Raw genomic sequence first — 20,498 nt, forward strand, 5'->3', positions numbered from 1 at the left:
ATCACGCCGTCTGAGCGACTACCTTGCCCCGACGCTGGGTCAGCGACACCAGCAGGATGAACAGCGTCACCCCGGCAGTCATCAGCGTCTCGTAACGGTAGGCATCACTGAGCAGCATGTAGCCCAGGACCATGACGATGGTGCCGATCACCAGCCAGGTCAGCCATGGGAACAGCCACATCTTCAGTTCCAGCGGACGGCCTTCGCGCTCGGCACGGGCACGCATGCGCAACTGCGAGACGGCGATCACCAGGTACACCAGCAAGGCGATGGCGCCCGTGGTGGATAACAGGAAGCCGAACACCTTGCCGGGGAATACATAGTTGACGAAGCAACCCGCAAAGCCAGCCAGGGTCGAGAGAATGACCGCAACGGTTGGAACACCCGAGCCGGAGACACGCTTGGTGATGCCAAGCGCCTGGCCACGGGCCCCCAGGGAATACAGCATCCGTGACGCGGTGTAGAGGCCAGAGTTCATGCAGCTGGTCACGGCCACCAGTACCACTACGTCGACCAGTAGCTTGGCGCCCGGCACGTTGAGTACCTCCAGCGCCCGCTGGAACGAACCCACTGCCTTCAGGCCCGGATCGTTCCAGGCGACCAGCGATACCACCAGGAAGATCGACGCCAGGTAGAAGATTGCGATGCGGTAAACCACCAAGTTGGTGGCGCGTCGGATCTTGTCTTTCGGGTTGGCCGTCTCGTCAGCTGCAATGGTGACGATCTCGGCACCGAAGAACGAGAAGATGGTGATCAGCACGCCACCGAGCACAGTGCCGAAACCGTTGGGCATGAAGCCACCGTTGTCCCACAAGCGGCTGACACCAGACACCTCGGCCAGCGGCCAGACGCCGAATACGGCGAGGCTGCACACCACGATGAAGGCGATGATGGCAAGCACCTTGACCAGCGCGAACCAGTACTCGAAGGCGCCGAAGTTCTTCACGCTGATCAGGTTGGTGCCCGACAGCACGACCATGATCAGGAACGCGAACAGCCATGACGGCACGCCCGGGAAATAGGCATGGAGAATATCCGCGCCGGCAATTGCCTCGACCGGGATGATCAGCACCCAGAACCACCAGTACAACCAGCCGATGGTGAAGCCCGCCCAAGGGCCGATGGCCTCGCCAGCATAGGTGGAAAACGAGCCGCTGTTAGGATTGGCGATGGCCATTTCACCCAGCATGCGCATCACCAGCAGCACCAGCAGGCCAGTCATGGCATAAGAAATGAGAATCGCCGGGCCAGCGGTGGCGATGGCATTGGAGGAACCGATGAACAGGCCTGCGCCGATGATGCCGGCAATGGAGATCATGGACACCTGACGTGAGGTCAGGCCGTGCTGCAAGGAACGCTGTTTCTTGTTGTGTAGCGAAGCCATGGAGAACCCTCGAATGGGTTGGCCGCCGCAAGGGCGGCTGAAAGTTGGAGCAGAATTCTGGTAAGTCCGTAGTGCTCGTTCTTGTTGTTGTGAAGGCGCCGGTAGCGGATATTTCCCTCCTCTTCGCACGACCGGTTGTCAACGTTGTTCCAGGCCAGTATCAATCCATCGGCGTGGGTCAACAAACGACCTTTTCGAAACACATGATTCCATTTGAGAATGAACTTCTGAGGTTTCTGCTCGGTACCAGTCCACAGCGCCCAAACGGCAGACAGCACGATCCATTTCACCGTTGCCCTAAAGAGGCTAGCGAATCCGCCAGTTCACGAATCCATGGAATGATCGCAATCCAATAATTCGTTTGCGGTCTCACACCTTTGCACGCTTGGATAGGGGGAAAATTGAACAAAGGTTTGCGTGCCCATGCCTCAGGAAAGTATCAGCCAGTCCATTGCCATCGTTCATCCGATCACACTTTCCCATGGCCGCAATGCGGAAGTTTGGGACACGGACGGCAAACGTTATATCGACTTCGTCGGCGGTATCGGCGTACTCAACCTGGGCCACTGCAACCCGGCCGTGGTCGAGGCGATTCAAGCGCAGGCCGCGCGCCTGACCCACTATGCCTTCAACGCCGCCCCCCATGGGCCGTACCTGGCGCTGATGGAGCGCCTGAGCCAGTTCGTACCCGTCAGCTACCCATTGGCCGGCATGCTCACCAACAGTGGCGCGGAAGCGGCGGAGAACGCCCTCAAGGTCGCCCGCGGTGCCACAGGCAAGCGCGCCATCATCGCCTTCGACGGCGGCTTCCACGGTCGCACCCTGGCAACCCTTAACCTCAACGGCAAGGTCGCCCCTTACAAGCAACGGGTCGGTGAGCTGCCCGGCCCGGTTTATCACCTGCCCTACCCCAGCGTCGACACCGGCGTGACCTGCGAGCAGGCACTCAAGGCCATGGACCGCCTGTTCAGTGTCGAACTGGCGGTCGAAGACGTGGCTGCATTCATTTTCGAGCCGGTTCAGGGTGAAGGCGGCTTCCTCGCCCTCGACCCCGGATTCGCCCAGGCCTTGCGGCGCTTCTGCGACGAACGGGGGATCTTGATCATCATCGACGAAATTCAGTCAGGCTTCGGTCGCACCGGCCAGCGCTTTGCCTTCCCGCGACTAGGGATGGAGCCAGACCTGCTGCTGCTGGCCAAGAGCATCGCCGGCGGCATGCCGCTGGGCGCGGTGGTCGGACGGCAGGACCTGATGGCGGCCTTACCCAAAGGTGGCCTGGGCGGCACCTACTCGGGCAACCCGATTGCCTGTGCGGCGGCCCTGGCCAGCCTGGCGCAGATGACCGACGAGAACATCGCCACCTGGGGCGAGCGTCAGGAACAGGCCATCGTTCGTCGATTCGAGAAGTGGAAGGCGGCAGGTCTGGGTGGGTGCATCGGCCGCCTGACCGGCGTGGGCGCCATGCGCGGGATCGAATGCGTCGATTCCGACGGCAACCCTGCGCCAACCCGGCTGGCCAAAGTGATCGAAGCAGCCCGGGCCAAAGGCCTGCTGCTGATGCCCAGCGGCAAGGCGCGGCACATCATTCGCTTGCTGGCACCATTGACCATCGAGGCCGAAGTGCTCGAGGAAGGACTGGATATCCTCGAGCAGTGCCTGGCCGAGTTGGCCTGAGGCTTACAAGCCCAGTTCAGCGGGGGTCAGCATGTCCGACTCGAAGGCGATCCAGCCGCCTTCGAGCTCGGCATGGCCGTTGACGATAGGGCCATAGTAGGTCAGGCCATTCTCCAGGGTCACGCAGATATGCGTGGCCGATTTTTCCGGGGCCGCGAGCGTACCGACGAAATGCACCTTCTTCAGCACTTCGGTCACGGCTTCGAGACCGACACGCATGTTGGGGTTTTCCGACGCCTCGACGTCACCGCCACGATCTTCGGCGCTGACAGTGATGGTGGCGATGTACGGGTACTTGTTGCTCAAACGGGGTTACCTCGATTGATGGATGTAGGCAGGCGCGTAGAGTACGGTAGCCGTTACCGGTTGTCTCTACTGCCCGACTTCAGCACGATCTGCGGTCCAGGCGGGAACCGCTTGCCAGCGACTAGGCCAGACCTGCAACAGGTGATCTGAAGGCCCCGATCTGTTAGGGTGCCCGCCGATACATGCCCCACCACCCGAGGATTTAGCGTGAGCGCCGAACACCCCCTGATCGCCGACCTGTTCGAGGTCGACAAACGCCTGACCCTCAAGCCCGTCGTGGACTTCAACAGCTACCTGCGCAATGCTTTCGGCGAGGGCTCGTGCCGCTGCCATCGCTGCTCCGAGGGCAACGACCCAAGCACCTATAGCCACCAGCACACGTTCACCCTCGAAGGCCGCCAACTGCATCGCCGCTTCGCCAGTACCGCTGGCAGTGACGTGCTTCAAGTGCTGAAGAAAGCCTGGCTGTCCTACACCAAGGCCGACCTGCCCCCCATCGGCGTGCTGGATCTGACCACGCTCAAGACCTTCACCGAGCCCAGCCTGCACGCCCGCCTGCTGGCCCTGCTGCCTGCCAGCGGCCTGGCCCGGGAAGTCGACGGCCAGTGGATGCTGCAAGCCCAGGCCGATTGATGGCCCGGCGGTAAAGCAGGATTCTTCCGGTCTGCTACCTTGGGAGAATCCGCCCATCCGCAGGTAGACCGTCATGGCCCGTACAACGCCCATCGAGCTGTACCGCAACATCGGCATCGTCGCCCACGTGGATGCCGGCAAGACCACCACCACCGAACGCATCCTGTTCTACACCGGGGTCAACCACAAGATGGGCGAGGTGCATGACGGCGCCGCCACCATGGACTGGATGGCCCAGGAACAAGAGCGCGGCATCACCATTACCTCGGCTGCCACCACCGCCTTCTGGCAGGGGTCGACCAAGCAGTTCGCCCACAAGTACCGCTTCAATATCATCGACACCCCCGGCCACGTCGACTTCACCATCGAAGTCGAGCGCTCGCTGCGCGTGCTCGATGGCGCGGTCGTGGTATTCAGCGGCGCCGACGGCGTCGAGCCACAGTCCGAGACGGTGTGGCGCCAGGCCAACAAGTACCATGTCCCACGCCTGGCCTACATCAACAAGATGGACCGACAGGGCGCCGACTTCCTGCGCGTGGTCAAGCAGATCGACCAGCGCCTGGGCCACCACCCGGTACCCATTCAGCTGGCCATCGGTGCTGAGGAAAACTTCATCGGCCAGGTCGACCTGGTGAAAATGAAGGCCATCTACTGGAACGAAGCCGACCAAGGCACCAGCTATCGCGAAGAGGAGATTCCGTCAGAACTCCTGCCCTTGGCCAACGAGTGGCGGGCACGCATGGTCGAAGCGGCGGCCGAGGCGGATGACGAGCTGACCATGAAGTTTCTCGAAGGCGAAGAGCTGACCACCGAAGAAATCAAGGCCGGCCTGCGCAAGCGCACGCTGAACAACGAGATCGTCCCGACCATCCTGGGTTCATCGTTCAAGAACAAGGGGGTACCGCTGATGCTCGATGCGGTCATCGACTACCTGCCCGCCCCCTCGGAAATCCCGGCGATCAAGGGCACCGATCCGAACGATGAGGAGAAGCACCTGGAACGCCATGCCGATGACAACGAACCGTTCTCGGCCCTGGCCTTCAAGATTGCCACCGACCCCTTCGTCGGCACCCTGACCTTCGCCCGGGTATATTCCGGCGTGCTCAGTTCAGGCAATGCAGTGCTCAACTCGGTCAAAGGCAAGAAAGAAAGGATCGGCCGCATGGTGCAGATGCACGCCAACCAACGCGCCGAGATCAAGGACGTCTGCGCCGGTGATATCGCGGCACTGATCGGTATGAAGGACGTCACCACCGGCGACACCCTGTGCGACATGGACAAGCCGATCATCCTTGAACGCATGGACTTCCCAGACCCGGTGATTTCCGTGGCCGTCGAGCCCAAGACCAAGGCCGACCAGGAAAAGATGGGCATCGCCCTCGGCAAACTGGCCCAGGAAGACCCTTCGTTCCGGGTCAAAACCGACGAAGAAACCGGCCAGACCATCATTTCCGGCATGGGCGAGCTGCACCTGGACATCATCGTGGACCGCATGCGCCGCGAGTTCAACGTCGAAGCCAACATCGGCAAGCCGCAGGTGGCTTACCGCGAGAAAATCCGCAATACCTGCGAGATCGAAGGCCGCTTCGTGCGCCAGTCCGGTGGGCGTGGCCAGTACGGCCATTGCTGGATCCGCTTTGCCCCAGGCGAAGAGGGCAAGGAAGGCCTCGAGTTCGTCAATGAAATCGTTGGCGGCGTGGTACCCCGTGAATACATCCCTGCCATCCAGAAAGGCATCGAGGAGCAGATGAAGAACGGTGTACTGGCCGGATACCCGCTGATCAACCTCAAGGCTGCGGTATTCGACGGCTCATACCACGACGTCGACTCCAACGAGATGGCCTACAAGATCGCCGCGTCCATGGCTACCAAGCAGTTGTCGCACAAAGGCGGCGCGGTACTGCTGGAGCCGGTGATGAAGGTCGAGGTGGTTACGCCCGAGGAGTACCAGGGCGACATTCTGGGTGACTTGAGCCGGCGCCGTGGAATGATCCAGGACGGCGACGAGACCCCTGCGGGCAAGGTCATACGGGCGGAAGTGCCTTTGGGCGAGATGTTCGGCTATGCCACCTCGATGCGCTCGATGACCCAGGGGCGGGCCAGTTTTTCGATGGAGTTCACCCGATATGCCGAGGCACCGGCGAGTATTGCCGATGGCATAGTGAAGAAGAGCCGCGGGGACTCCTGAGCCGCCGTCTCATTGCCGGGGCAGCCCAGGCAATTCGTGTGTCGTTGCTCCAACCCAGGGGCCGCGTTGCGGCCCTTTGGCGGCGCCAGGCCGCTCTCACGGGTTGGGCCGTCAGTCCTGCTCCCCAGCCCGTTTCAGCAGTTTCTTGCAACGCTCGGAAAGATGCACCACCCGCAGTTGCTTGCCCGCCTTGGCATAGCGCTCGCGCAAGGTCTTCAACGCTGCGACCGCCGAGTAGTCGACGAAGCTCAGGTGCTGGCAGTCCAGGGTCACCTTGGCCGGGTCATTGGCCGGGTCGAACTGGTTGAGGAACGGCGTGGTGGAGGCGAAGAACAACGTGCCGTGCACCTGATAGCGCTTGCCGCCCTCTCCGTCGTCATGGCTGTCGGCATACAGCTCCCGCGCATGTTGCCAGGCGAAATTGACTGCCGCGATCACGATGCCGAACAACACTGCCATGGCCAGGTCCGTGAGCACAGTGACCACCGTCACCGCAATGATCGCCAGGACATCGCTCACCGGCACCTTGTTCAGCACCCGCAACGATGCCCAGGCGAAGGTCTGCTGGGCCACCACGAACATCACCCCGACCAGCGCCGCCAGCGGAATCCGTTCGATCAGAGGCGACAGGAACAGCACGAACAACAGGATCATGCCACCCGCCACGACGCCGGACAGTCGGCCACGGCCGTTGGAACTCAAATTGATCACCGTCTGCCCGATCATCGCGCAACCGCCCATGCCACCGCACAACCCGGAAACCATGTTGGCCGCGCCCAGGGCCACGCACTCCCGATCCGGGAAACCACGGCTCTCGGTGATTTCGTCGGTGAGGTTCAGCGTCAGCAGGGTTTCCAGCAGGCCAACCATGGCCATCAGCACGGCATAGGGGGCGACGATCTCCAGGGTGTCCAGGTTCCACGGTACATCTGGCAGGGCCAACTGCGGCAGGCCACCTGCAATGTGCGCCATGTCGCCGAGGGTGCGGGTGGGAAGATCGAGCAGGTACACCAGCAAGCCGACACCGAGAATCGCAACCAGCGCCGGCGGCACGGCGCGGGTCAACCTGGGCAAGACGTAAACCACCAGCATGGTCAGCGCCACCAGGCCGATCATCAGGTACAGCGGTGCGCCAGCGAGCCAATGTTCGCCCTGCTTGAAGTGCTCGAGCTGCGCCAGGGCGATGACGATCGCCAGACCGTTCACGAAGCCCAGCATTACCGGATAGGGCACCAGGCGTACCAGCTTGCCCAGACGCAGCGCGCCGAACAGGATCATCACCACCCCACCGAGCAGCACGGTGGCCAGCAGGTATTGCACACCATGCTGTACCACCAGGGCGACGATCACCACGGCCATCGAACCCGCTGCGCCGGAAATCATGCCAGGACGGCCACCGAACAGCGCCGTCAGGGTGCAGATGATGAAAGCACCGTACAGCCCCATCAGCGGATTGAGGTGGGCCACCAGGGCAAAGGCGATGCACTCGGGCACCAGGGCAAAAGAGGTGGTCAGGCCGGCGAGTATGTCGGCGCGGAGTCGAGCGGGCTTCATGGCAATCCTACGGCGGTGCCCTTGAGGGCGATGCAAAACACAAGGAGCGCGATGTTACGGAATTTGTCCTACAGCAGCCACCACCACGCAGAACCTGTGACCCAGACCCGGCACAACGCGAACAAATTTGCCATCATGAACATTCCACCCGCGGAGATCATGGACATGCCGCTACGCCCCCTCATTACCTCCTTGCTGATGGCCGCAAGCTTCACCACCCAGGCCGCCACCGAAGTGCTGCCGCTGCAGCATCGCAGCAGTGCCGAACTCCTGCCCACTGCCCAGTCCTTTCTCGGCAGGGACGGCACGGTCAGCGCCTTCGAGAACAAGCTGATCGTCAACGCCAGCCCCGAGCGTATCGACGACCTGCGCTCGCTGCTGCAGCAGCTGGACACAGCGCCCAAGCGCCTACTGATCAGCGTCGACAACACCGACCACAACTTCCAGGACAACCATGGCAACGCCCGAATCATCCAGTACGGCACCGCCAACCGTGAGGGTGGCATGCAGCAGATCCAGGCCAGCGAAGGCAAGGCCGCGCTGATCCAGATCGGCCAGAGCATACCGGTGACCAGCACCAGCACCGATGGTTACGGCGGCTTCCAGAGCAACACTGAATACCGCAACGTCACCCAAGGTTTCTACGTGACGCCAAGCGTGAGCGGCGACACGGTTCGTCTGCAAATCAGCACCAATAATGACCGCATCAGCCAGGAACGCGCCGATGTAGTGAAAGTTCAAAGCACCGACACGACAGTCACTGGCAAGCTCGGAGAGTGGATCACACTGGCGGGCTTCAACCAGGACAGCCAGTCCGAACGCAACCCGTCAACCCTCACTTACAGCACCCAGCGCGGCGAAAACATGACTTTGCGTGTCAAAGTCGACCTTCTGGACTGATCCCAGGCAAATCAAGGCCTCGACCAAAGGCCTTGAAACTGACCAGCAAGTCGCATTAGACCAAAGATGTAGTAAGTGGAAAAAAGCACTACAAAACATTTGACAGGCACTTTTTCCCAAGGGCATGATGGCCTCGCTCCCGCTAATCAGAGGCCCTGGCAAGGGTCTTCGAAGCGCGCTCCTCCCACCCCTGGAGGCGCTTCGTGTCCATACGGCCCACAAGGCGGTTCGACGGGATTGCGACTGCAACGAAGAAGTTGTCCCGAGGGACGGAAGCGCATCACCGCAGTCACCCGGCAAGCCATGTCGCACCGCAGCAAGGCATCCACGAGCCAACCTGCCCGCCGCACCTTGCCCACGCTGCAGCCCCCTTCCTCTTCGAGCCTTCCTCGTCAGCCGCGCAATCCCCGCCGAGCAGGACCGCCGCCAGGCTTCTGATCGCTGCCCGAGCATCAGCACAATTACCCCAAGATCGATGCGACGAGGTTTATTTCCATGGCACTGACACGCGAACAGCAAATTGCAGCCCTCGAGAAAGACTGGGCCGAGAACCCGCGCTGGAAAGGCGTGACCCGTACCTACACCGCCGCTGATGTCGTTCGCCTGCGTGGCTCCCTGCAACCGGAGCACACCCTGGCCCGCCTGGGTGCAGAAAAACTGTGGAAGCTGGTCACCGAAGGTGCTCACCCCTCTTTCCGCCCAGAAAAAGATTTCGTCAACTGCATGGGCGCCCTGACCGGCGGCCAGGCAGTGCAACAGGTAAAAGCAGGCATCCAGGCCATTTACCTGTCCGGCTGGCAAGTAGCCGCCGACAACAACTCGGCCGAGTCGATGTACCCTGACCAATCGCTGTACCCGGTCGACTCGGTACCGACCGTGGTCAAGCGCATCAACAACGCCTTCCGTCGCGCCGACCAGATCCAGTGGAAAGCCGGCAAGAACCCAGGCGACGACGGCTACATCGACTACTTCGCACCCATCGTAGCTGACGCCGAAGCCGGTTTCGGCGGCGTACTGAACGCCTACGAGCTGATGAAGAACATGATCGAGGCAGGCGCTGCCGGCGTTCACTTCGAAGACCAGCTGGCCTCGGTGAAGAAGTGCGGTCACATGGGTGGCAAGGTACTGGTACCAACCCAGGAAGCCGTACAGAAGCTGGTTGCCGCACGTCTGGCCGCCGACGTTTCGGGCGTACCGACCATCATCCTGGCCCGTACCGACGCCAACGCCGCTGACCTGTTGACCAGCGACTGCGACCCGTACGACCAGCCGTTCGTGATCGGCGAGCGCACCCGTGAAGGCTTCTACAAGGTCCGTGCCGGCCTCGACCAAGCCATCGCTCGCGGCCTGGCCTATGCGCCTTACGCCGACCTGATCTGGTGCGAAACCGCCAAGCCAGACCTGGAAGAAGCGCGCCGCTTCGCCGAAGCGATCAAGAAGGAGTACCCGGACCAGATCCTGTCGTACAACTGCTCGCCTTCCTTCAACTGGAAGAAGAACCTGGACGACGCGACCATCGCCAAGTTCCAGCGCGAACTGTCGGCCATGGGCTACAAGCACCAGTTCATCACCCTGGCCGGTATCCACAACATGTGGCATGGCATGTTCAACCTGGCGCACGACTACGCCCGCAACGACATGACGGCCTACGTGAAGCTGCAGGAGCAGGAATTCGCCGACGCCAGCAAAGGCTACACCTTCGTCGCGCACCAGCAGGAAGTGGGCACTGGCTACTTCGACGACATGACCACCGTGATTCAGGGTGGCGCTTCGTCGGTGACTGCACTGACCGGTTCGACCGAGGAAGAGCAGTTCCACTGATAGTGGGTTGCCGCTGAATAAAGCCCGGGGCTTGTGAAAGCCCCGGGCTTTTGTTTTTGCCTGCACCGGCCTTGGTTTTTGCGGTGTTGCGTAGATCGGTCGCGCGCCTGTCACAGGCGTTATTGGCCGTAAACAAACGTAGGAGCGAGCCTTGCTCGCGATGCGCCGCGCGGGCGGCGCTCGATCTCACAGGCGCTGCCTCCCGTTCGCCACACCCATGTCCCACACCCCAAACACCCCACAAGCATCACCCACAAACCCCAAAAACAGGTCTATGCTTGAGGCAGCCCAGCCGCAAGGACCGCTCATGCCTCGTCCAAGCCACCTGATGATGCTCGCCCTGATCGCCGCCGCCCTCTATATATATGCACTGGCCAGCGACAACACCCTGCTCGCCCTGCTGGCCAAACCGATACCCGTGCTGACCCTGATCGCCTGGCTACGTAGCGCCCCTGCCACACCTTATCGCCGCCGAATCACCTTGGGCCTGGCATTCTCGATACTCGGAGACATCCTGCTGGCCATTCCCGCCGACCTGTTCGTGTTCGGCCTGGTCGCATTTCTTTGTGCCCACCTGGCCTACCTACGCGCCTATTGCGGCCAAACCTTGCGCCCCGCCCTAGCCACTCTCCTGTTCAGCGCCCTCACCGGCATCACCCTGTTCGGCGTGCTCGCCAACCACGGCCTGGGCTCGCTGCTGATCCCGGTTGCGTTCTACGCCCTGGCCATCAGCACCATGCTCTGGCGCGCCCTGGCCTGCGGTGGCCTGGCCGCGCTCGGTGCTGGCCTGTTCGTGTTCTCCGACAGCCTGATCGGCATCGACCGCTTCGTTAGCCCGTCTGCCGCCGCACCGTACCTGATCATCCTCACCTACTGGCTCGGCCAATGGGCGATCGCCTCATCTGTAGGCCATCGCCCAACCGACAAAGTATTGATCCAGAGCGGTGCAAGCGGCGCTTGAAGCTGCTAGAACAAGCGTTTTTCGCATTTGCAAGTAGAGGGAATCGCCCAATGAACTTTACCAGGCGCAGAACAGCCAAATTACAGGGCAACAGTTCAAATGATATCAATTATCATTTCGAAGTTTGTGATTCGTTACCAGCCGCAAGAAACATAATTAACAAAACCGCATGCAATGCCCGAATTTCAAGGCTTTCAGCCAGTTACGAACGCTTGTTGTTCTTAATCCTACGAATAAATTTGCCACAGAAATTTTACTTGCATCGGGTTTACCCATAAAATCAGCCCGATTGATTCAGCTGCGACATTTGGTCACTGCACCTGCGACGCCAAGTCGCCGCTCTACTTAATTTCAGACTGCAGAGCTGGGTCTCTGTGTATAAGGATTTCTAGCATGTCCGATTCGGCAGGACTCATCGCCCACAACTGGGGCTTTGCCATCTTCCTTCTGGGTGTCGTCGGCCTGTGTGCCTTCATGCTCGGCCTGTCCAGCCTGCTCGGTAGCAAGGCCTGGGGTCGCGCCAAGAACGAACCCTTCGAATCCGGTATGCTGCCCGTCGGCAGCGCCCGTCTGCGCCTGTCCGCCAAATTCTATCTGGTCGCGATGCTGTTCGTGATCTTCGATATCGAAGCCCTATTCCTGTATGCATGGTCTGTGTCCGTCCGCGAAAGCGGCTGGACCGGATTCGTCGAAGCACTCGTTTTCATAGCAATTCTGTTGGCTGGTCTTGTCTACCTATGGCGCGTCGGGGCACTTGATTGGGCTCCCGAAGGTCGCCGCAAGCGGCAAGCGAAGCTGAAACAATGAGGCTTTGGCAATGCAATACAATCTCACCAGAATCGATCCGGATGCGCCCAACGAGCAGTACCCGGTCGGTGAACGGGAAACCGTCACCGATCAACTGCTAGAGGACCAGGTCCACAAGAACATCTTCATGGGCAAGCTTGAAGATGTGCTGCGTGGCGCGGTCAACTGGGGTCGCAAGAACTCCCTCTGGCCGTACAACTTCGGCCTGTCCTGCTGCTACGTGGAAATGACCACGGCCTTCACGGCACCCCATGACATCGCCCGCTTCGGCGCCGAAGTCATCCGGGCCTCGCCGCGTCAGGCCGACTTCATGGTCGTCGCCGGTACCTGCTTCATCAAGATGGCGCCGATCATCCAACGCCTGTACGAGCAGATGCTCGAGCCCAAGTGGGTCATCTCCATGGGTTCGTGCGCCAACTCCGGTGGCATGTACGACATCTACTCGGTCGTTCAGGGGGTCGACAAGTTCCTCCCCGTTGACGTGTACGTGCCTGGCTGCCCGCCGCGCCCCGAAGCATTCCTGCAAGGCTTGATGCTGCTGCAGGAGTCGATCGGCCAGGAGCGACGCCCACTTTCCTGGGTCGTTGGTGATCAAGGCATTTACCGTGCCGAGATGCCCGCCCAGAAAGACCTGCGTCGCGAACAGCGTATCGCGGTAACCAACCTGCGCAGCCCCGACGAAGTCTGATCCAGCGACCTGCCGCCCGCTCCCGAAGGAGCCGGCGGCCTGGCTTCATTCTCTACGTTGACTCAAAGCGACCGAGACCATGACAGCGGACACCGCTATTTACATTCCGCCTTACAAGGCTGACGACCAGGATGTGGTCGTCGAACTGCACAACCGTTTTGGCGCCGACGCATTCGTCGCCCAGGAAACCCGCACCGGCATGCCGGTCCTGTGGGTGAACCGTGCCCAACTCAAAGAAGTCCTGACCTTCCTGCGCAACGTCGCCAAGCCGTACAGCATGCTGTACGACCTGCACGGCGTCGACGAGCGCCTGCGCACCCAGCGCCGTGGCCTGCCGGCCGCCGACTTCAGCGTGTTCTACCACCTGCTGTCGGTGGAACGTAACAGCGACGTGATGATCAAGGTCTCGCTCAGCGAAGGCGACCTCAACCTGCCGTCGGTCACCAGCATCTGGCCCAACGCCAACTGGTACGAGCGCGAAGTCTGGGACATGTTCGGCATCGACTTTGCCGGCCACCCGCACCTGTCGCGTATCCTCATGCCGCCGACCTGGGAAGGTCACCCGCTGCGCAAGGACTTCCCGGCCCGTGCCACCGAATTTGACCCGTACAGCCTGAACCTGGCCAAGCAACAGCTTGAAGAGGAATCGGCACGCTTCAACCCGGAAGCGTGGGGCATGAAGCGTCACGGCGCCAATGAGGACTACATGTTCCTCAACCTCGGCCCGAACCACCCTTCGGCACACGGTGCCTTCCGTATCGTCCTGCAACTGGACGGCGAAGAAATCGTCGACTGCGTACCGGACATCGGCTACCACCACCGTGGCGCCGAGAAGATGGCCGAGCGCCAGTCCTGGCACAGCTTCATCCCCTATACCGACCGTATCGACTACCTCGGCGGGGTGATGAACAACCTGCCGTACGTACTGGCGGTAGAGAAGCTGGCTGGCATCAAGGTGCCACAGAAAGTCGACACCATCCGCGTGATGCTGGCCGAATTCTTCCGTATCACCAGCCACCTGCTGTTCCTGGGTACGTACATCCAGGACGTCGGCGCCATGACCCCGGTGTTCTTCACCTTCACCGACCGTCAACGCGCCTACACCGTGATCGAGGCAATCACCGGCTTCCGTCTGCACCCGGCCTGGTACCGTATCGGTGGCGTCGCCCACGACCTGCCGCGCGGCTGGGACAAACTGGTCAAGGACTTCGTCGAATGGCTGCCCAAGCGCCTGGACGAATACGAGAAGGCCGCCCTCCAGAACAGCATCCTGCGTGGTCGTACCATCGGCGTTGCCGCCTATAACACCAAGGAAGCTTTGGAGTGGGGCACGACCGGTGCCGGCCTGCGTGCCACCGGTTGCAACTTCGACCTGCGCAAAGCCCGCCCCTACTCCGGCTACGAGAACTTCGAGTTCGAAGTACCGCTGGCCCACAACGGCGATGCCTACGATCGCTGCATGGTCCGTGTCGAGGAGATGCGCCAGAGTATCCGCATCATCGACCAGTGCCTGCGCAACATGCCGGAAGGCCCGTACAAGGCGGATCATCCGCTGACCACGCCGCCACCGAAAGAGCGCACCCTGCAGCACATCGAGACCCTGATCACTCACTTCCTGCAAGTCTCGTGGGGCCCGGTCATGCCGGCCAACGAGTCGTTCCAGATGATCGAGGCGACCAAGGGCATCAACAGTTACTACCTGACGAGCGATGGCGGCACCATGAGCTACCGCACCCGGATCCGTACCCCGAGCTATCCGCACCTGCAGCAGATCCCTTCGGTGATCAAAGGCAGCATGGTCGCCGACCTCATTGCGTACCTGGGCAGTATCGACTTCGTTATGGCTGACGTGGACCGCTAAGCATGAACAGCACGCTTATCCAGACTGACCGTTTCGCCCTGAGCGAAACCGAGCGCTCGGCCATCGAGCACGAGATGCATCACTACGAGGACCCGCGCGCGGCGTCCATCGAAGCCCTGAAGATCGTCCAGAAGGAACGTGGCTGGGTGCCGGACGGTGCCATCCACGCGATCGGCGAAGTGCTGGGCATCCCGGCCAGCGACGTGGAAGGTGTAGCCACCTTCTACAGCCAGATCTTCCGCCAACCGGTCGGCCGCCACATCATCCGCGTCTGCGACAGCATGGTCTGCTACATCGGCGGTCATGAGTCGGTGGTCAGCCAGATCCAGAGCGAGCTGGGCATCGGCCTGGGCCAGACCACCGCCGACGGCCGCTTCACCCTGCTGCCCGTGTGCTGCCTGGGCAATTGCGACAAGGCCCCGGCGCTGATGATCGACGACGACACCTTCGGCGACGTTCAGCCGGCTGGCGTTTCCAAACTGCTGGAGGGTTACGTATGACCATTACTTCCTTCGGCCCGGCCAACCGTATCGCACGTTCGGCCGAAACCCACCCGCTGACCTGGCGTCTGCGTGACGACGGCGAGCCGATCTGGCTGGACGAGTACCAGGCCAAGAACGGCTATGCCGCTGCCCGCAAAGCGCTGGCAGAAATGTCCGCCGACGACATCGTGCAAAGTGTCAAGGACTCCGGCCTCAAGGGCCGGGGCGGCGCAGGCTTCCCCACTGGCGTGAAGTGGGGCCTGATGCCCAAAGACGAATCCATGAACATCCGCTACCTGCTGTGCAACGCGGACGAAATGGAGCCCAACACCTGGAAGGACCGCATGCTGATGGAGCAACAGCCCCATCTGCTGGTCGAGGGCATGCTGATCAGCGCCCGCGCCCTGAAGGCCTACCGCGGCTACATCTTCCTGCGTGGCGAGTACACCACCGCGGCGAAGAACCTCAACCGCGCCATCGAGGAAGCCAAGGCCGCCGGCCTGCTGGGCAAGAACATCCTCGGTTCGGGCTTCGACTTCGAGCTGTTCGTGCACACCGGTGCCGGTCGCTACATCTGCGGTGAAGAAACCGCACTGATCAACTCGCTGGAAGGCCGCCGCGCCAACCCGCGCTCCAAGCCGCCCTTCCCTGCCGCCGTTGGCGTGTGGGGCAAGCCGACTTGCGTGAACAACGTCGAGACCCTGTGCAACGTTCCGGCGATCGTCGCCAACGGCAACGACTGGTACAAGTCGCTGGCCCGTGAAGGCAGCGAAGACCACGGCACCAAGCTGATGGGCTTCTCTGGCAAGGTGAAGAACCCCGGCCTGTGGGAACTGCCGTTCGGCGTCACCGCCCGCGAGCTGTTCGAGGACTACGCCGGGGGCATGCGCGACGGTTACAAGCTCAAGTGCTGGCAACCAGGCGGTGCCGGTACCGGTTTCCTGCTGCCTGAGCACCTCGATGCGCAGATGTACGCCGGCGGCATCGCCAAGGTAGGCACCCGTATGGGTACCGGTCTGGCCATGGCGGTCGACGACAGCATCAACATGGTCTCGCTGCTGCGCAACATGGAAGAGTTCTTCGCCCGCGAGTCCTGCGGCTGGTGCACCCCCTGCCGTGACGGCCTGCCGTGGAGCGTGAAGATGCTGCGCGCGCTGGAAAAAGGCCAGGGCCGCGCCGAAGACATCGAGACCCTGCTGGGGCTGGTCAACTTCCTCGGCCCGGGCCGCACCTTCTGTGCCCACGCACCGGGTGCCGTCGAGCCATTGGGCAGTGCCATCAAATACTTCCGCTCGGAATTCGAGGCCGGTGTCGCTCCAGCAAGCGCTGCCGACGCCCTGCGCCCGAACCTGGCGAAGCCGATTGTGGTCGGCGCATAACAAGATGAAACGCGGGTGGTCCGTGCCACCCGCTGGCCTTGCAGGCACGCGCAGTCCTGACGCGAGCCGCGGGCCCACCGATTTCCATTAGCCACGCCTGCTCACGCGGGCCAACGAAGAACTTTGAACCATGGCCACTATCCACGTAGACGGCAAAGCGCTCGAAGTCAACGGTGCAGACAACCTGTTACAGGCCTGTCTGTCGCTCGGCCTCGACATCCCTTATTTCTGCTGGCACCCGGCGCTCGGTAGCGTCGGCGCCTGCCGGCAATGTGCGGTCAAGCAGTACACCGACGAAAACGACACCCGTGGTCGTATCGTCATGTCCTGCATGACCCCTGCCTCCGACGGCACCTGGATCTCCATCGACGATGAAGAGTCCAAGGCGTTTCGCGCCAGCGTCGTCGAGTGGCTGATGACCAACCACCCGCACGACTGCCCGGTGTGCGAGGAAGGCGGTCACTGCCACCTGCAGGACATGACGGTAATGACCGGCCACAACGAGCGCCGCTACCGTTTCACCAAGCGTACCCACCAGAACCAGGACCTCGGCCCGTTCATCGCCCACGAGATGAACCGCTGCATCGCCTGCTACCGCTGCGTGCGCTACTACAAGGACTACGCAGGCGGCACCGACCTGGGCGTGTACGGCGCCCACGACAACGTGTACTTCGGTCGCGTTGAAGACGGCGTGCTGGAAAGCGAGTTCTCCGGCAACCTGACCGAGGTCTGCCCGACCGGTGTGTTCACCGACAAGACCCACTCCGAGCGCTACAACCGCAAGTGGGACATGCAGTTCGCCCCGAGCATCTGCCACGGTTGCTCCAGCGGCTGCAACATCAGCCCGGGCGAGCGCTATGGCGAACTGCGTCGGGTCGAGAACCGCTTCAACGGCTCCGTCAACCAGTACTTCCTGTGCGACCGTGGCCGCTTCGGCTACGGCTATGTCAACCGCAAGGACCGTCCCCGCCAGCCATTGCTGGCCGATGGCACCAAGCTGAGCCTGGACGCAGCCCTGGACAAGGCCGCCGACCTGCTGCGCGGCCGTACCATCGTCGGCATCGGCTCGCCACGCGCCAGCCTGGAAAGCAACTACGGGCTGCGTGAGCTGGTCGGCGCCGACTACTTCTACTCGGGTATGGAAGCGGGTGAACTGGCTCGCGTACACCTGGCCCTGAACGTGCTGAACAACAGCCCGCTGCCAGTGCCGACCCTGCGCGACATCGAAGACCACGACGCAGTGTTCGTGCTCGGTGAAGACCTGACCCAGACCGCCGCCCGTGTCGCCCTGGCCGTTCGCCAGGCCACCAAGGGCAAGGCCGAAGCCATGGCCGAGGCCATGAAAGTGCAGCCTTGGCTGGATGCTGCGGTGAAGAACATCGGCCAGCACGCGCTGTACCCGCTGTTCATCGCTTCGCTGGCTGAAACCAAGCTGGACGACGTCGCCGAAGAGTGCGTGCATGCCGCCCCGGCCGACCTGGCCCGCATCGGCTTCGCCGTTGCCCACGCCATCGACCCGAGCGCACCAGCCGTCGCCGGTCTGGACCAGGAAGCACAAGCCCTGGCCCAGCGCATCGCCGACGCCCTGGTCGCGGCCAAGCGTCCACTGGTGGTCGCGGGTACCTCGCTGGCCGACCCGGCGCTGATCGAAGCCGCCGCCAACATCGCCAAGGCCCTGAAGCTGCGCGAGAAGAACGGCTCGCTGAGCCTGGTGGTGCCCGAGGCCAATAGCCTGGGCATGGCGATGATGGGCGGTGAGTCCGTCGACGCTGCCCTGGATGCCGTCATCAGCGGCAAGGCCGATGCCATCGTGGTCCTGGAAAACGACCTGTACACCCGCGTACCGGCCGCGAAGGTCGATGCCGCCCTGGCCGCCGCCAAGGTGGTCATCGTTGCCGACCACTCCAAGACCGCCACCGTCGACCGCGCCCACCTGGTACTGCCAGCGGCCTCGTTCGCCGAAGGCGACGGCACCCTGGTCAGCCAGGAAGGCCGTGCCCAGCGTTTCTTCCAGGTGTTCGACCCGCAGTACCTGGACAGCAGCATCCAGATCCACGAAGGCTGGCGCTGGATGCACGCCCTGCGTGCCACCCTGCTGAACAAGCCGGTCGACTGGACCCAACTGGACCACGTCACCAGCGCCTGCGCCGAAGCCGCGCCGCAATTGGCCGGCATCGTCAACGCCGCACCTTCGGCCGCATTCCGCATCAAGGGCATGAAGCTGGCGCGTGAGCCGCTGCGCTACTCGGGCCGTACCGCCATGCGCGCCAACATCAGCGTGCATGAGCCACGTACCCCGCAGGACAAGGACACCGCGTTCGCCTTCTCCATGGAAGGCTATTCGGGGTCGGCCGAACCGCGCCAACAGGTGCCGTTCGCCTGGTCGCCGGGCTGGAACTCGCCGCAAGCCTGGAACAAGTTCCAGGACGAGGTCGGTGGCCACCTGCGCGCGGGTGACCCTGGCGTACGCCTGATCGAGCCGCAAGGTGACAAGCTCAACTGGTTCACCACCATTCCGGGCGCCTTCAATCCGGCCCGTGGTACCTGGACCGCAGTACCGTTCTTCCACCTGTTCGGCAGCGAGGAAAGCTCGTCGCGCGCCGCCCCGGTGCAGGAGCGTATCCCAGCTGCCTACGTGGCCCTGGCCAAGTCCGAAGCCGATCGCCTGGGCGTCAACGAAGGCGCGCTGCTGAGCCTGACCGTTGCCGGTGTTTCGCTGCGCCTGCCGCTGCGTATCAATGAAGAACTGGGCGCTGGCCTGGTTGCCCTGCCCAAAGGCCTGGCCGGCATCCCGCCTGCCATCTTCGGTGCATCCGTCGAAGGTCTGCAGGAGGCAGCACAATGAGCTGGTTCACCCCCGAAGTGATCGATGTGATCCTCACCGTGGTCCGGGCCATCGTGGTCCTGCTCGCGGTGGTGGTCTGCGGCGCGCTGCTCAGCTTCGTCGAGCGTCGCCTGCTGGGCTGGTGGCAGGACCGTTACGGTCCTAACCGTGTCGGCCCGTTCGGCATGTTCCAGATCGCCGCCGACATGCTGAAGATGTTCTTCAAGGAAGACTGGAACCCGCCCTTCGTCGATCGCATGATCTTCACCCTGGCGCCGGTCGTGGCCATGAGTGCCCTGCTGATCGCCTTCGTGGTCATCCCGATCACCCCGCTGTGGGGCGTGGCGGACTTGAACATCGGCCTGCTGTTCTTCTTCGCCATGGCCGGGCTTTCGGTGTATGCCGTACTGTTCGCCGGCTGGTCGTCGAACAACAAGTACGCCCTGCTGGGCAGCTTGCGTGCGTCGGCACAGACCGTATCGTACGAAGTGTTCCTGGGTCTGGCGCTGATGGGCGTGGTGGTTCAGGTAGGTTCGTTCAACATGCGCGACATCGTTGAATACCAGGCCCAGAACCTGTGGTTCATCATTCCGCAGTTCTTCGGCTTCTGCACCTTCTTCATCGCTGGCGTCGCCGTGACCCACCGTCACCCGTTCGACCAGCCGGAAGCGGAACAGGAACTGGCCGACGGCTACCACATCGAATATGCCGGCATGAAATGGGGCATGTTCTTCGTCGGTGAGTACATCGGCATCATCCTGATCTCGGCACTGCTGGTGACCCTGTTCTTCGGCGGCTGGCACGGCCCATTCGGCCTGCTGCCACAGGTTCCGTTCCTGTGGTTCGCCCTGAAGACCGCGTTCTTCATCATGCTGTTCATCCTGCTGCGCGCTTCGATTCCGCGCCCGCGCTATGACCAGGTGATGGACTTCAGCTGGAAGTTCTGCCTGCCGCTGACCCTGATCAATTTGCTGGTGACCGCTGCGATCGTGCTCTACAACACGCCAGCCGTCGCGGCCCAGTGAGGATTTGACCC

Annotated in this window: 16 protein-coding genes; 13 read left to right on the forward strand and 3 right to left on the reverse strand. The window is 62.2% G+C overall.

The annotated features are described in order from the left end of the window. Nucleotide 1 precedes the first annotated feature (1 nt). A complete protein-coding gene (locus tag P3R38_RS15835) occupies nt 2–1,384 on the reverse strand; it encodes an amino acid permease (RefSeq protein ID WP_104881495.1) in 1,383 nt (460 codons plus the stop codon). A gap of 423 nt (nt 1,385–1,807) precedes the next feature. Here P3R38_RS15835 and P3R38_RS15840 point away from each other — a divergent pair, with 423 nt between their 5' ends. After that, nucleotides 1,808–3,058: an aspartate aminotransferase family protein gene (locus tag P3R38_RS15840; protein WP_027908163.1), complete on the forward strand. Its 1,251-nt coding sequence runs from the start codon at nt 1,808–1,810 to the stop codon at nt 3,056–3,058. Between the two features lie 3 nt (nt 3,059–3,061). Here P3R38_RS15840 and P3R38_RS15845 read toward each other — a convergent pair whose 3' ends face one another. After that, entirely contained in the window at nt 3,062–3,364 is a 303-nt protein-coding gene (locus tag P3R38_RS15845; protein WP_023381214.1) for a hypothetical protein, read from the reverse strand. A gap of 207 nt (nt 3,365–3,571) precedes the next feature. Between P3R38_RS15845 and P3R38_RS15850 the strand changes: the two genes are divergently transcribed. Further along, the gene (locus tag P3R38_RS15850) at nt 3,572–3,997 is read left to right on the forward strand and encodes a hypothetical protein (RefSeq protein WP_023381215.1); all 426 of its coding nucleotides are present in this window, start codon (nt 3,572–3,574) and stop codon (nt 3,995–3,997) included. A 73-nt stretch (nt 3,998–4,070) separates the two neighbouring features. Next, nucleotides 4,071–6,185: an elongation factor G gene (gene fusA, locus P3R38_RS15855; RefSeq protein ID WP_023381216.1), complete on the forward strand. Its 2,115-nt coding sequence runs from the start codon at nt 4,071–4,073 to the stop codon at nt 6,183–6,185. Nucleotides 6,186–6,296: 111 nt separating this feature from the next. On the opposite strand, the gene P3R38_RS15860 is transcribed toward fusA, so the two are convergent. Further along, entirely contained in the window at nt 6,297–7,739 is a 1,443-nt protein-coding gene (locus tag P3R38_RS15860; RefSeq protein ID WP_023381217.1) for a SulP family inorganic anion transporter, read from the reverse strand. Nucleotides 7,740–7,874: 135 nt separating this feature from the next. On the opposite strand from P3R38_RS15860, the gene P3R38_RS15865 reads away from it, so the two are divergent. The 10 genes from P3R38_RS15865 to nuoH all read left to right on the forward strand — a co-directional run bounded on the left by P3R38_RS15865 (nt 7,875) and on the right by nuoH (nt 20,487). Next, entirely contained in the window at nt 7,875–8,639 is a 765-nt protein-coding gene (locus tag P3R38_RS15865; RefSeq protein WP_238346386.1) for a secretin N-terminal domain-containing protein, read from the forward strand. A 495-nt stretch (nt 8,640–9,134) separates the two neighbouring features. Then, nucleotides 9,135–10,460, forward strand: a complete 1,326-nt coding sequence (aceA, locus tag P3R38_RS15870) for an isocitrate lyase (protein WP_023381219.1) — start codon at nt 9,135–9,137, stop codon at nt 10,458–10,460. 307 nt (nt 10,461–10,767) lie between these two features. Beyond that, a complete protein-coding gene (locus tag P3R38_RS15875; RefSeq protein WP_277686407.1) occupies nt 10,768–11,421 on the forward strand; it encodes a lysoplasmalogenase in 654 nt (217 codons plus the stop codon). Between the two features lie 393 nt (nt 11,422–11,814). Continuing rightward, entirely contained in the window at nt 11,815–12,228 is a 414-nt protein-coding gene (locus P3R38_RS15880) for an NADH-quinone oxidoreductase subunit A (RefSeq protein ID WP_011534614.1), read from the forward strand. Nucleotides 12,229–12,238: 10 nt separating this feature from the next. Then, nucleotides 12,239–12,916 (forward strand): NADH-quinone oxidoreductase subunit B, encoded by a 678-nt coding sequence (locus P3R38_RS15885; protein WP_023381221.1) that lies wholly within the window; start codon nt 12,239–12,241, stop codon nt 12,914–12,916. A 79-nt stretch (nt 12,917–12,995) separates the two neighbouring features. After that, a complete protein-coding gene (gene nuoC / locus P3R38_RS15890) occupies nt 12,996–14,777 on the forward strand; it encodes an NADH-quinone oxidoreductase subunit C/D (RefSeq protein ID WP_023381222.1) in 1,782 nt (593 codons plus the stop codon). Between the two features lie 2 nt (nt 14,778–14,779). Further along, entirely contained in the window at nt 14,780–15,277 is a 498-nt protein-coding gene (gene nuoE, locus P3R38_RS15895; RefSeq protein ID WP_003251433.1) for an NADH-quinone oxidoreductase subunit NuoE, read from the forward strand. Further along, nucleotides 15,274–16,638: an NADH-quinone oxidoreductase subunit NuoF gene (gene nuoF / locus P3R38_RS15900; RefSeq protein ID WP_023381223.1), complete on the forward strand. Its 1,365-nt coding sequence runs from the start codon at nt 15,274–15,276 to the stop codon at nt 16,636–16,638. The genes nuoE and nuoF overlap by 4 nt, the downstream gene beginning before the upstream one ends. Before the next feature lie 130 nt (nt 16,639–16,768). Further along, nucleotides 16,769–19,483 (forward strand): NADH-quinone oxidoreductase subunit NuoG, encoded by a 2,715-nt coding sequence (gene nuoG / locus P3R38_RS15905; RefSeq protein WP_277686408.1) that lies wholly within the window; start codon nt 16,769–16,771, stop codon nt 19,481–19,483. Continuing rightward, nucleotides 19,480–20,487 (forward strand): NADH-quinone oxidoreductase subunit NuoH, encoded by a 1,008-nt coding sequence (gene nuoH / locus P3R38_RS15910; protein WP_023381225.1) that lies wholly within the window; start codon nt 19,480–19,482, stop codon nt 20,485–20,487. Before nuoG ends, nuoH begins: the two co-directional genes overlap by 4 nt. Nucleotides 20,488–20,498: the final 11 nt, after the last annotated feature.

It is taken from the genome of Pseudomonas sp. NyZ480 (assembly GCF_029537255.1).
Taxonomy (GTDB): Bacteria; Pseudomonadota; Gammaproteobacteria; order Pseudomonadales; family Pseudomonadaceae; genus Aquipseudomonas; species Aquipseudomonas taiwanensis.

Excerpts from the sequence above, each read along its gene's own strand:
- P3R38_RS15875 (WP_277686407.1), top strand. The coding sequence starts at position 10,768 with ATGCCTCGTCCAAGCCACCTGATGATGCTCGCCCTGATCGCCGCCGCC.
- nuoF (WP_023381223.1), top strand. The coding sequence starts at position 15,274 with ATGACCATTACTTCCTTCGGCCCGGCCAACCGTATCGCACGTTCGGCC.
- fusA (WP_023381216.1), top strand. The coding sequence starts at position 4,071 with ATGGCCCGTACAACGCCCATCGAGCTGTACCGCAACATCGGCATCGTC.
- P3R38_RS15840 (WP_027908163.1), top strand. The coding sequence starts at position 1,808 with ATGCCTCAGGAAAGTATCAGCCAGTCCATTGCCATCGTTCATCCGATC.
- P3R38_RS15885 (WP_023381221.1), top strand. The coding sequence starts at position 12,239 with ATGCAATACAATCTCACCAGAATCGATCCGGATGCGCCCAACGAGCAG.
- nuoG (WP_277686408.1), top strand. The coding sequence starts at position 16,769 with ATGGCCACTATCCACGTAGACGGCAAAGCGCTCGAAGTCAACGGTGCA.
- nuoC (WP_023381222.1), top strand. The coding sequence starts at position 12,996 with ATGACAGCGGACACCGCTATTTACATTCCGCCTTACAAGGCTGACGAC.
- P3R38_RS15880 (WP_011534614.1), top strand. The coding sequence starts at position 11,815 with ATGTCCGATTCGGCAGGACTCATCGCCCACAACTGGGGCTTTGCCATC.
- P3R38_RS15865 (WP_238346386.1), top strand. The coding sequence starts at position 7,875 with ATGAACATTCCACCCGCGGAGATCATGGACATGCCGCTACGCCCCCTC.
- nuoH (WP_023381225.1), top strand. The coding sequence starts at position 19,480 with ATGAGCTGGTTCACCCCCGAAGTGATCGATGTGATCCTCACCGTGGTC.
- aceA (WP_023381219.1), top strand. The coding sequence starts at position 9,135 with ATGGCACTGACACGCGAACAGCAAATTGCAGCCCTCGAGAAAGACTGG.
- P3R38_RS15835 (WP_104881495.1), bottom strand. The coding sequence starts at position 1,384 with ATGGCTTCGCTACACAACAAGAAACAGCGTTCCTTGCAGCACGGCCTG.
- P3R38_RS15860 (WP_023381217.1), bottom strand. The coding sequence starts at position 7,739 with ATGAAGCCCGCTCGACTCCGCGCCGACATACTCGCCGGCCTGACCACC.
- nuoE (WP_003251433.1), top strand. The coding sequence starts at position 14,780 with ATGAACAGCACGCTTATCCAGACTGACCGTTTCGCCCTGAGCGAAACC.